This window comes from Agrobacterium sp. CCNWLW155, from assembly GCF_036888815.1.
Taxonomy (GTDB): domain Bacteria; phylum Pseudomonadota; class Alphaproteobacteria; order Rhizobiales; family Rhizobiaceae; genus Agrobacterium; species Agrobacterium radiobacter.
In genome coordinates, this window is the sequence record NZ_JBAKFW010000009.1 from 24,723 (window position 1) to 37,406 (window position 12,684).

Consider the following 12,684-nt stretch of genomic DNA (forward strand, 5'->3'; position numbering starts at 1 on the left):
CCATGGACATGCAAACATCGTTTCTCGATCGACTGTTCGAAGAAGGCCTGCTGATTGAAACGGGTGTGGACGGTCTTTATGGACGCAGCGGCCAGTTCGAGGACGTGATTGCCGCATTCGAGCGGCTGATCGACCGCACGGGCGGCGCTGATGGCGCCGAAGCGATCCGTTTTCCGCCCGGCATCAACCGCGCCTACTTCGAAAAGAGCGGTTACATGAAGAGCTTCCCGCAGCTCGCCGGCACCGTCCACTCCTTCTGCGGCTGCGAACTCGACCATGTCAGCCTGCTGAAAACCATGGATGAGGGCGGTGACTGGACCAAGGACCAGAAAGCGACAGACATCGTGCTGACGCCGGCGGCCTGCTACCCGCTTTATCCGACGATTGCCAAGCGCGGCGCGCTACCTGCCGGCGGCGGTCTCTATGACATCCAGTCCTATTGCTTCCGCCATGAACCCTCCAAGGATCCGGCCCGCCAGCAGCTTTTCCGCATGCGCGAATATGTTTGCATGGGTACCGAGTCCGACGTCACCGAATTCCGCCAGACCTGGATGGATCGCGGCGTCGAGATGATGAAAGCAGTCGGGCTCGACGTCACCATCGATGTCGCCAACGATCCGTTCTTCGGCCGTGCCGGCAAGATGCTGGCCAACAACCAGCGCGACCAGAACCTGAAATTCGAACTGCTGATCCCGGTCACATCGACGACCAGCCCGACGGCCTGCATGAGCTTCAACTATCACCAGGATGCCTTCGGCCAGAAATGGGGTCTTAACCTCGACAATGGCGATGTCGCCCATACCGCCTGCGTTGGTTTCGGCCTTGAGCGCATCGCGCTCGCGCTGTTTGCGCATCATGGCCTCGACGTGAAGAAATGGCCTGCGAAGGTCGTGGAAACGCTCTGGGGCTGATCATTCATGCGGCAGATTTTTCCCGGTCTCGACCCCCAAAATTATGTGCAGCATCCGCTCCATTCCTCCGAGAGAATGTGGCCGGAAACGAATTGCTACATCGATTTGTGGATCGAGGTGCTGGCCTCGAAAGGCTTATCCCCGGAAGCCATGTTCGGTTTCACCCTGACACAGGATTTCGAAGGCGACCAGTTCACCTTCTTCAAGGTGCCGCTGGAAGATCTCGAAGCACTTTATGGCGTTCGCGCCACCGAACTTGCGATCTTCGACAGGGTGGAAAACCATATCGAGGCGCAGCTGGAACGCGGCCGCATCTGCCTGATCGAGATGGACAGCTTCTATATGCCCGATACCCATGGGGTGGGCTACCAGAAGGAACACGGCAAGACCACCATCGCCATCAACCGGCTCGACCTCGAAAACCGCGAACTCGACTATTTCCACAATGCCGGCTTCTTCCACCTTGCAGGCGAAGATTTTGACGGCCTGTTCCAGCATCATCTGGCCGAGAGCGACCCGCCGTTCCTGCCCTATACCGAATTTGCAAAATTCGCGGACGGCACCCCCTCGCCCGCACATATTCGCAAGACCGCCGAACGGCTCCTGAAGTTTCATTTTTCGCGACGACCCTCCGCCAACCCGGTCAGGGCTTTCGCAAGCGTCTTTCCGGCACAGGTGGAAAAGGTTGCCGACAGGCCCTTCGGCTTTTTTCACAAATATGCCTTCAACACGCTGCGTCAGCTCGGCGCCAATTTCGAACTCTTGGCAAGCCACCTCGAGTGGCTGGACAGGGATGGATTCGCTGAAGCGAGGGATCACGCGTTGCGCATATCCGAGGTCGCCAAGACGGTGCAGTTCCAGCTTGCCCGCGCTGTTACCCGGCGCAAGTTCGATGCGCTCGCGTCAGTACTCGATCCGGCGGCGGATGCATGGGATGACGTGATGGAAGCGCTTGCGGCCAAACTGTCTGATGCCAGCGAGGCAGCGTGAGGACCTATCTTCCGGGTGAAAGCGAGGAATTGCTGAGCGAAGGCTGGACGCTGACGCTGACGCCCGCCGATGCCTGCGAAACACCCTCCGATATTCCCGCATCGCTTGAAAGCCTTCACGTCTCCGTGCCCGGAACCGTGGCGCAGGCTCTGGAATCGGCCGAAAAGTTCGACCGCCTTGCTCCAGCGCCCCTCAATGACAGGGATGCCTGGTATCGGCTGACGATGATTTCCGATACGCGCGAACGCGCCACACTGCGCTTCGATGGTCTCTCCACCATTGCCGAAATCTTCTTCAACGGTGAGCTGATCGCCGCAAGCCAGAGCATGTTCGAAAGGCTGGAAGTGCCTGTCGAACTAACGGGCGCAGACGAACTTTCGATCTGCTTCCGGGCGCTTGCGCCGAGACTTGAAAAAACCGGGCCCCGCGCCCGCTGGCGGCCGCAAATGATGAATACGCAGGGCTTGCGGCTGATCCGCACCACTGCACTGGGTTACATGCCCGGATGGTGCCCGGAAATCCACGCCGCCGGCCCCTGGCGACCCATCAGCCTGATAAGGCAGGACGGAGTGCTCTGCACGCTCCGGTCTTCGCTGGACGGAGACGGAACGGGAACGGTCAGCATCGTGCTGCAAAGCAACCGCCCGATAAAATCGGCAAGGCTTGGCTGTGCCGGTTACAGCGCCGATCTTTCTCCGGACGAGGGCGGCAAGCTTTCCGGCGAATTGCGCATATCCGATGTCGAACAATGGTGGCCGCATACCCATGGCAGGCCGGCTCTGCATGAGGTCGTTCTCGAGCTGGACGGCACGCAACATCACCTTGGGCGCACGGGCTTCCGGCAAGTCGAGATCGATCACGGCGAAGACGGCAACGGTTTCGGCCTCAAGGTGAACGGTCAGCAGGTATTCTGCCGCGGCGCGGTATGGACGACGGCCGATATTGTGCGCCTGCCGGGAACGCGGCCGGACTATGAACCATGGCTTAGAAAAGCCGCTGAAGCGGGCATGAACATGATCCGCATCGGCGGCACCATGGCCTATGAGACGCCGGAATTCTTCGCGCTTTGCGACGAGCTTGGCATCATGGTCTGGCAGGATGCCATGCTCGCCAATTTCGATTACCCGGCAAAGGACGAGAGCCTGCGCCAGCATATCGTGACGGAAATCTCGCAGTTCCTGGAAGCGATCGCGCTTTCTCCATCGCTTGCCGTTTTCTGCGGCGGCAGTGAAATGTACCAGCAGGGCGCTATGCTCGGCCTGCCAGAGCAGATATGGAAGGGAACGCTTACCGAGGAAGTCCTGCCGGAACTCCTCGCCGAGAAGCGGCCAGATGCAGCCTATGTCGCCAATTCCCCTTCCGGCGGCGCATTGCCCTTCTTTCCCAACGTCGGGGTCGGCCATTATTACGGCGTGGGCGCCTATTGCCGCCCGCTGGAAGATGCGCGCCGCGCCAATCTGCGCTTTGCCGCCGAGTGCCTCGCCTTCGCCAATATTCCCGAACAGGAAACGCTGGACAGATATCTTCCCGGCGTCGCCGTGCACGATCCACGATGGAAAGCCCGCGCACCGCGCGATCGTGGCGCCTCCTGGGATTTCGAGGATGTTCGCGATCATTATCTGAAGCTGCTTTATGAGGTCGAACCGGATGTTCTGCGTCGCGAAGATGGCGGCCTTTATCTCGACATGTCCCGGGCCGCGACGGCCGAGGTCATGGAAGCGACTTTCGCCGAATGGCGGCGCAGCGGTTCCTCCTGTCAGGGCGCTATGGTCTGGACCCTGCAGGATCTCGTTCCCGGCGCAGGCTGGGGCATTATCGATGCGACCGGCAGGCCGAAATCCGTTTGGCATGCACTGAAAAGGGCGTTCCGTCCCATTCAGGTCGGCCTTTCAGATGAGGGCACGAACGGGCTGGATATCCATCTCATCAACGAGACCGGCGGCGGCTTTGAAGCCATGCTGGAACTGACCTGCCTGCGCGAAGGTGTGCAACCTGTCGTGCACGCCAAACGACCACTCACGCTTTTGCCGCGGCAGGGCCAGACGATTGCCGCAACAGATTTGTTCGGCGCTTTTTTCGATACGACCTATGCCTATCGTTTCGGCCCCCCGTCCCATGATGTAACGGTCGCCAGGCTTCGCGACGTTGCGACAGGACATGTCATCGCCGACGCGTTCCATTTCCCTCTCGGCCGTAAAAAGGCGCTGCATGCCGCGAACCTTCAGGTGGCGCTCAGCGAAACGAGCGGCAACTGGTCTCTTGAAATCGGCGCGGACCGGCTGGCGCAGTCTGTCCATGTCGAGGTGCAGGGTTACCACCCGGCAGAAAACTGGTTCCATCTCGGCCCTGGCGAGACCAGAAAAATCGGCCTTATGCCGGAGACTGCGATGACCGAAACCCCGCCTTCCGGAGAGGTCCTGTCACTGGGTTCCAGCCGGCGATTTTCCTTCTAGGGCAAGCCGCTTCACCGCATGAATGTACATCTTCCTGGCTTCAGGCGTTGAAAGATTGTGATCGGCATCAGGAATGATGGTCAGCGACACGTTCTGATAGGCTGATAGCCCTTCGCCATTGGCATCAAAATAATATTGGAAGTGCTCCAGACCATCATCGTTGTCGCTGTAGAGCAGATGGACGGCGGTATCATTCGCCTTCAATTTGTCGAACGCGCCATAAACGGCACGCCCTTCCTCGCTCCCCCTGCGGAACAGCCTCGCCGTTTTTGTCGAAAGCCTCTTGATCGTCGCCTTGACGATATTCAGTCCGGCACTTGCCACATCGACATCGCCGCTGATGAGACGCTTGAATGTCGCGCCCTGGCGAAAGCGCTGGCTGTATTCCCCGAAGGAACGCGGCCGTTTATGCAAGGCCTCATCCACCGAGCGGCCTTTGCGCCAATGGAAGACCACCGGATTGACCGCGACAACCGCACCGATCCGCTCATCGGCGATTGCGCCGTTGAAGGCGAGATAAGCGCCGCTGCACCGGCCCGCCGCAATGAAAGGCCCCTTGCCGCGCTTGCCGAGAAAATCGAGTGCGGCAGCCACGTCGTCATTCTGCGCGACATCGTAGAGAACCTGCTCAGGCACATTCTTGACCGGAGGGCTGTCGGCAATATTGGCCGCGTCGAAGCGAAGCGATGCCACACCCTCACGCGCCAATGCTCGGGCCATCTGAACGGAAAGCCTGCCCCAGCCCGCATGCCGGTCATAGGCAGCGCCAAGTAGAAGAACCGAAGAAACCACATCCCCATCATCTGGCCCGCAAAAAACGCCGAAAAGCCGTCCGCCATCTCCAAACTGCACCGGCTGCTCGACGAAACCGCGACCGCGCTGCGGAGCATTGAGGGTGAAATCCTCCAGAGGCATCGCCGCACTCTCGGCGTGGGTCTGAGAGAGAACCCAGTCGACCAGCCGATTGACCACATCGTCGGATATTTTCGAGAGCGTAGGACTGGAGACGAGATCGTCGTAACCTGAAAACTCCGCCTCCTCCACCTTAGCGCCGATCGTGGCTAGATGTTTGGCGAAATCGGCATCGGTCACGCGGCCCGGTCGGGAGAGAGCCAGAATGGTGCGCGCCGGAGCAGCCGCGAGATTGGAAAGATTGGTCTTCCTGATCGCATCCGCAACACCCGCAGGCATGGTCATGCCGGCAATCGATCCCGCTTCCATCATCCTCTGCGCGGGCCGAAGGCCTAAACCATCGTCGATCATCGACGACCACATCGCCAACTCACGCAGATAGGCGCGGCCGGAAACGACAGGCGCCAGAAACGCCATGGAACCCGCTTCGGCCACATCGGCAAACGCCTGTGCCGCTATCAGACAACCGAGGCCCTGAGCGACGACAACCACCTCAGTGCAGCCGGAAAGACGCTTCAGACAGTTGAGCGCTACGCGCACATCCGAAACCCAGTCCGCCGCGCGGCCCGCATCATCAGGGTCAAGCGCGTCACCCGCGCCGAGATAATCAAATCGAAGGCTAGCGACACCGCAGGCGGCCAGCCGCTCGGCCAGTACCCGTTGAAACTTGCGGCTGCAGAGCTCCTCCATGCCCCATGGGCTGACGAAAAGAACGGCATGGCCTTGCCTGACTTGCTTGTGCGCCGGATGGAAAATCCCGGTGAGCCCGTCAAAAGAAACCGGATGCGCAACCGCCCCATGCGAGGCAATGCCGGAAAGCGACAATGCATCAAGGGACGGATCGCTGCCTGCACGCTCTGAAATATCTATCGCCATCGACCTTGCCATCATTGCGCCAGTGTCTGGCTCAACCCTCGCGGGATCATTGCATCGAAGCGTCTTAACGCCTGATCTACAATAAAAACAACAATATTAGAGAAGTCTAAAAATATAGTCGCATTTATATCCCTTGTCGCCCACACGTTGCAAAAACAAAAGCGGGGGTGACGGAGAAGTCTCGGCAGGGCCGCTATTTTGCTCGAAACCGCTTGAATATACTGATAAATAGCGAGTCCCACACCTATTTGCAGGAGGAGGTTGCGCCACCCGGCCACCGGATCGTCTAGACACCGCGCAAACCAACACGCCGGGCCTCGCCCGCCAGGTCATAGAAGTTTTATATGGAACAAAGCCTTACGCGTTATATCTGGTCGCACACGAGGCGGCAGCAGCTTTTCATTCTGCTGATCGTGGCCCTCTCGATGATCCCCTATTTCCTCGCCTTCGATCTGCCCAAGCAGATCGTCAACGGCCCAATTCAGGGGGATGGTTTCGAAGGGGCGAATGCGACGCAGCTTTTCATGCATCTCACGGTCGATATTCCCTATTGGGGCACCGTGACATTATTCCCCGGGCTTGAGCTCAACCGCATGTCGATGCTGATGGCGCTCAGCCTGACGTTCCTTGCGCTTGTCGTCATCAACGGTCTTTTCAAATATTATATCAATACCTTCAAGGGTCGCCTCGGCGAACGACTTCTGCGGCGTATCCGCTTCGAGCTCATAGACAAGATTCTGCGGTTCCCACCCTCCCATTTCAAACGGGTCAAGGGCGCTGAAATCTCCAGCATGGTGAAGGACGAGGTTGAGCCGCTCGGCGGCTTTACCGGCGACGCCTTCGTGCAGCCGGCCCTTCTCGGCGGCCAGGCGCTCTCCGCGCTCTTCTTCATTCTCGTTCAGAATTTCTGGCTGGGCCTGATCGCAGCTTTCATGGCGGCAATCCAGGTGGGCATCATTCCCAAAATGCGCCGCCGCCTCATCGAGCTCGGCCGCCAGCGGCAGCTGAGCGCCCGCCAGCTTGCCGGACGCATCGGCGAAATGGTCGACGGTATCGGCACCATCCACGCCTATGACACCTCCAACTACGAGCGCGCGGATGCCTCGCATCGCCTCGGCGACATCTTCAAGATCCGCTACGATCTCTACCAGTGGAAGTTTCTGGTCAAATTCATCAATAACTTCCTCGCGCAGCTGACACCCTTCTTCTTTTATGCGCTCGGCGGTTATCTCACACTGAAGGGCAGTCTCGATGTCGGGCAGCTGGTCGCCGTCATCAATGCCTATAAGGAACTGCCGGGACCGCTGAAAGAACTGATCGACTGGGATCAGGCACGCCAGGACGTGCAGGTGAAATACGAGCAGGTCTTCGAGCAGTTCGATGCACCAAACATGATCGAAGAGAAGGTGCAGAAACTGTCTCCCGGCACCGTCGCGGCAATCAGCGCCCCGATCGTCGTCGCCAATCTGACGCTCGAGGATGATAGCGGCAGCCGGCTTCTGGAACAGGCATCGCTGAAAGTCGAGCCGGGTGAGGTGATCGCCATTGTCGGCGGCTCGGGCGCCGAGGCACTGGCGGATGCGATCGGCCGCACACTCTGGCCGACCTCGGGCAAGATCAGCATCAACGATGTCGACATATTGGAACTGCCGGAATCGCTCACCGGGCGGCGCATTTCCTATGTCTCCTCGGACAGCTACTTCTTCCATGCCAGCCTGAAGGACAATCTGCTTTACGGCCTCAAACACGCCCCGCTTGCCGACAGGGACTATGAGGGCGCGGCGCTGGAACACCGCAAGTGGGAAATCCGCGAAGCCAAAATGGCGGGAAATCCACTGATCGATATCAACAGCGAATGGATCGATTACGCTTCAAGCCCGGCCGGCGACGGCAGGCCGGAAAATCTTATCCAGGCCATTCTGGCCGTCCTCGACAGCGTGGAGCTCTCACAGGATATTCTGGAATTTGCGCTGCGTTCGTCGATCGATCCTTTGACCGACCTGCATCTTGCCGCCCGCATCGTGGAGTTGCGGCATGTCCTGCGGGCCGAACTGGAGAAGGAAAATCTGAGCGGCCTCATCGCACCCTTTGAACTGGAGAGCTACAACAGCGAGGCGACGGTCGGTGAAAACCTTCTGTTCGGCACCATGCGGGATTCGTCCCAGACGATCAGAATCGTCATCGAAAGCGACTATTTCCGCGCCCTGATGCGCGAAACCGGTCTCGTCAAAACCCTGTTCGAAATGGGTTACACGATTGCCGAAAACATCGTGGAAATCTTCGCCGACCTGCCGGGAGATCACCCCTTCTTCCAGCAGCTTACCTTCATGACCCCCGATGACATTCCAGTCTATCAGCAGATGCTGCAGCGGCTTCAGGGAAAGAGTTTCGACGAGGCCAATGAAAACGAAAAGCGCGCAATGCTGCGGCTCAGCTTCTTCTACATCGAGCCTCGCCAGCGTTTCGGCCTGCTGTCGCCGGAGATCATGAACCGGATCGTCGAAGTCCGACACATGTTCCATGAGAACCTGCCCGACAGCCTGAAAAACGTGATCGAAATCTACGATCCGACCAAATACATGAGCGCTACCAGCCTTCTGGACAACATCCTCTTCGGCAAGGTCGGCCATCGTTACACCGACGCCTCGCGGCGCATCACCCGCATCGTGGCCGATGTCATGCGCAAGCAGGGTGTCTATGAGCGCGTGCTGGCGGTGGGTCTGGACTTCAACCTCGGCGCCGGCGGCAAACGGCTTGGCCCGCTCCAGCGCCAGAAGCTCAATCTGGCACGGGCGCTGATCCGCAAATCCGATTATTACGTCTTCAACCGCCCTCTCCCCGGCCTCGATCCCCGACAGCAGGAGGAAATTGTTGAACGGGTCATCACACTCCTGAAACAGAACAACAATAACCCGTCGATCATATGGGTTCTGTCGAATGCGACGCTCTCTCGCATGTTCAAGCGAGTGATCGTTGTTCATCAGGGTCTGATCACCGCCGACGGAAGTTACGAGACTCTCGCCGAGGAAAACGGTACATTCAAGGACATGGTCGCAACATAAGTCCAAGAAGGTGACCGAGGTGGAACAAGAACAGGGTAAGTCAATGCTGTTTAAAGACGAAATTCAAATGCTGAAAAGGGTCCCTTTTTTTTCGGAAATGGAACCGTCAAAACTCAAACTACTCGCATTCGCGTCCGACCGAGTATCCTATCATGCTGGCGACATACTGTTTCATCAGGGAGACGTCGGCGATGCGGCCTATGTTCTCTTGACCGGAAAAGTCGATGTTCTCGTCGATTCCCCTTCGGGCACGCTGAAAGTGGCCGAAATGACCGGTAATGCCATTGTCGGCGAAATCGCAATCCTTTGCGATAGCGTCAGAACAGCGACCGTTCGCGCCTCCACCAATGTGGAAGCCCTGCGCATCGGCAAGGAACAGTTCTTCAAGCTCATGTCCGATTTCCCTGACATCACCATCAAGGTCATGCGTGTTCTCGCCGAACGCCTTACCCAGACGACGGCGGAACTGAGCAAAGCGCGAACGAGCGTCAGGACATAAACGGCAATTCCTTGCTACCGTGAATGGCGATATTGGAAAAATAAATGTCGTACTATTGCAATATAAATGAAATGCTGACTGAATAAGGGGTAAAGGCTTCCGCCAGAAACGAGCGGATATAAGAATCTATAGAGACAACGGGCTTCATGGGAGGAAAGCGTGCAAGATTCCGTTGTTATTGGGGTGTGTCATGGCGTTCGATTCCGACACAGCAAGTCGGGAAAGTAATAGAAATTTTCGGGTAAAGATCTGGGGTGCGCGGGGAACGCTTCCTGTTTCAGGTGAAAACTTCCGAAAATACGGCGGGAATACCATCTGCATCGAGGTAAGATGCGGCGATCACGTTCTTTTGTTCGATGCGGGTTCGGGCTTGCATCCCGCTGGCCTTGCCTTGCGGGCGGAAGGCATTACCGACGTCAACCTGTTCTTCTCGCATTGCCATTACGACCACATTGTCGGCTTCCCCTATTTCAAGCCCTTTTATAACAGCTCCAATGATGTCGCCATCTGGTCCGGCCACCTTGCCGGCACCATGACGACCCGGGAAATGCTCAGGGATTTCATGAGCCCGCCCTGGTTCCCCGTGCCGCTGGAGATCTGTTGTGCCAAGATCGCAACACGGGACTTCCTGCCCGGCGATGCGCTTGACGTGCATCCCGGCCTTTCGATCAGAACCGGAATGCTCAACCATCCCGGCAACGCCATCGGATACCGGCTGGACTGGGAAGGAAAATCCCTTGCCATCATCACCGACACCGAACATGAGCCGGGCAGCATCGACGAAACCGTGCTCGACCTGATCAGGGATGTCGATCTTTTCCTCTATGACGCCATGTTCACCGATGAGGAAATGGGCCTTTATCGCGGTTATGGCCATTCGTCCTGGCAACAGGCGATCCGCCTCGCCAAACTCGCTGGCGCAAAAAATGTTGGTTTCATCCACCACGCCCCCAGCCGCAGCGACGAGGAACTGGACAGCATCGAAAAACAGGCAAAAGCTCTGTTCAGCGGCGCGTTCGCGGCCATGGACGGCCAGATCATCGAACTCTGATCGCAACTTGGCTCCGGCGAAGATTTGATCTTGCCGACCGTTTTTTCGAAGTCCTGATTCAACATCTTTTGCACGCGGGCATTCGAACACGCACAATTGACTGTTTGCGATCAATTGCTCCACGATATTGCCACGAGACACCCTGCACTAAGGGGTGCCACCACATACTACATGATGATTCTGCGTCGATGACCACATGATGGGATTTGCATGATCCGTTTCTTTTCGGAGACCAATTTGAGACGCGCCCGGATTTTATCCGGTCTCATCATATTTGCTTTCGTATTTTCCCATCTTTTCAATCACTCCCTCGCGCTCATCTCCATCGATACCGCCGAACGGGCGCGAAAATGGTTCAGCCTGATCTGGCTCAATCCCGTCAGCAGCCTGCTTTTTTATGGGTCGGTTGTCGTGCATGTCTGCCTTGTTCTGCGCTCGCTTTATCAGCGCAGAACGCTGCGCATGCCGCTTCGCGAAGCGCTTCAGGTCATTTTCGGCCTGTCGATCCCGTTTCTGATCATCGGCCATGCCGTGAATATCCGCGTATCGCACATGCTCTATGGCATCGACGTCGGTTATTATTCGGTTATCCGCCGCCTGTGGATCAATAATCCTGTCAGCGGCGCATGGCAGAGCCTTGCATTGATCGTGATCTGGATCCACGGATGCATCGGCCTTTATTTCTGGCTGCGTTATCGCGACTGGTATCCGAAAATCGCCGGGCTCTTCATGACGGTGGCAGTGATGCTGCCGCTTCTGGCCTTGCTGGGTTTCAGCGATGCGGGCCGCTGGCTGGAGGAAGTCGATCGGAAATACGCGCTTCCTCCCGGGCTCTCGGATTACGCCATCCAGAGAGACGAGCTCCCGCTGCAAAGGGAGATGGAAACGCGAATCCGGTTCATTACCAGCACGACCGAAGCGCTTTTTGCCGGCGCGGTCATGCTGGTCTTCGTATTGCGCGGCGTGCGCAGCTTCCGGCAACGGTTGACCGCCATCGAAATCCACTATGAACAGGGCGCACAAGCACGCATCCCGGCCGGCTTCAGCATTCTCGAAGCCAGCAGGCTCGCGGGCATCCCGCACTACTCCGTCTGTGGCGGCAAGGGACGCTGCTCAACCTGTCGCGTCAAGGTTCTGAACAGCAAGGGCCCGCTTCCGCCACCCGGGGAGATAGAGCAGACCACCTTGAGGCGCATCCATGCCGATTCGGATGTGCGGCTCGGTTGTCAGCTGCGCCCTACGAGCGATCTCAACATCGCGCTTCTCGTTTCACCGCCCCAGCAGAGCGATCTGCCCGCGGATGCACAGCCGGCCCGACCCGGCCGTGAAGAAGAAATCGCCATCCTCTTCTGCGATCTGCGTAACTTCACCACGCTGTCCGAAGCGAAGCTGCCCTATGATGTCGTCTTCCTTCTCAACCGCTATTTCACCATCGTCGGCCAAGCCGTCGAACACGCCGGAGGTCATCTCGACAAATTCATTGGCGATGGCGCCATGGCCCTTTTTGGACTTGGCGAGGATGCGGACCGTGCCTGTCGCAACGCCATGAAGGCAGCCGCAACCATATTGCGGGATATCGCCATCCTGAACGAGGGGTTGGAGAAACAATTCGCCGTCCGCCTGGAAGTGGTGGTCGGCATTCACTCCGGCCCGAGCATCGTCGGTGTGATGGGATATGGCGCGGCAAAAACCCTGACGGCCATAGGCGATACCGTCAACGTGGCAAGCAGGCTCGAATCCAAGGCCAAGGAGTTCGGCGCCGCCATCGTCGTTTCCGAACCGGCCATCATTCAGGCGGGACAGGAGATTGCCGATCTCAGGAGCGAAGAAATCGCCATTCGCGGCCGAAACTCGCAGATGAGGGTCTTCCTGCTCTCGAAGGAAGAGAGCGAGCGCTATTTATGAAGTAGCCCCGACAAACCTGTCGGGG

8 protein-coding genes are annotated in these 12,684 nt (G+C 58.0%); 7 read left to right on the forward strand and 1 reads right to left on the reverse strand.

The genetic code is table 11. The annotated features are described in order from the left end of the window. Positions 1-2: 2 nt before the first annotated feature. From V6S97_RS21935 to V6S97_RS21945, 3 genes are read left to right on the forward strand one after another with little or no spacing between them, the layout of a single operon-like run. On the forward strand, positions 3-911 hold the full coding sequence (locus V6S97_RS21935; RefSeq protein ID WP_003504856.1) for an amino acid--[acyl-carrier-protein] ligase: 909 nt from the start codon (positions 3-5) through the stop codon (positions 909-911). A gap of 6 nt (positions 912-917) precedes the next feature. Continuing rightward, entirely contained in the window at positions 918-1,901 is a 984-nt protein-coding gene (locus V6S97_RS21940; RefSeq protein WP_128286847.1) for a DUF1839 family protein, read from the forward strand. Continuing rightward, on the forward strand, positions 1,898-4,354 hold the full coding sequence (locus tag V6S97_RS21945; protein WP_087745054.1) for a glycoside hydrolase family 2 protein: 2,457 nt from the start codon (positions 1,898-1,900) through the stop codon (positions 4,352-4,354). The genes V6S97_RS21940 and V6S97_RS21945 overlap by 4 nt, the downstream gene beginning before the upstream one ends. Here V6S97_RS21945 and V6S97_RS21950 read toward each other — a convergent pair. Continuing rightward, positions 4,322-6,142, reverse strand: a complete 1,821-nt coding sequence (locus V6S97_RS21950) for an alpha/beta fold hydrolase (protein ID WP_174035354.1) — start codon at positions 6,140-6,142, stop codon at positions 4,322-4,324. The genes V6S97_RS21945 and V6S97_RS21950 overlap by 33 nt on opposite strands. Before the next feature lie 344 nt (positions 6,143-6,486). Here V6S97_RS21950 and V6S97_RS21955 point away from each other — a divergent pair, with 344 nt between their 5' ends. The 4 genes from V6S97_RS21955 to V6S97_RS21970 all read left to right on the forward strand — a co-directional run bounded on the left by V6S97_RS21955 (position 6,487) and on the right by V6S97_RS21970 (position 12,659). Next, a complete protein-coding gene (locus V6S97_RS21955) occupies positions 6,487-9,204 on the forward strand; it encodes an ABC transporter ATP-binding protein (RefSeq protein ID WP_334427747.1) in 2,718 nt (905 codons plus the stop codon). A 43-nt stretch (positions 9,205-9,247) separates the two neighbouring features. Continuing rightward, on the forward strand, positions 9,248-9,703 hold the full coding sequence (locus V6S97_RS21960; protein WP_003504866.1) for a cyclic nucleotide-binding domain-containing protein: 456 nt from the start codon (positions 9,248-9,250) through the stop codon (positions 9,701-9,703). Between the two features lie 190 nt (positions 9,704-9,893). Further along, a complete protein-coding gene (locus tag V6S97_RS21965; protein WP_050816427.1) occupies positions 9,894-10,754 on the forward strand; it encodes an MBL fold metallo-hydrolase in 861 nt (286 codons plus the stop codon). A 210-nt stretch (positions 10,755-10,964) separates the two neighbouring features. Beyond that, positions 10,965-12,659, forward strand: coding sequence for an adenylate/guanylate cyclase domain-containing protein (locus tag V6S97_RS21970; protein WP_003504871.1), 1,695 nt, complete (start codon positions 10,965-10,967; stop codon positions 12,657-12,659). Positions 12,660-12,684 lie beyond the last annotated feature (25 nt).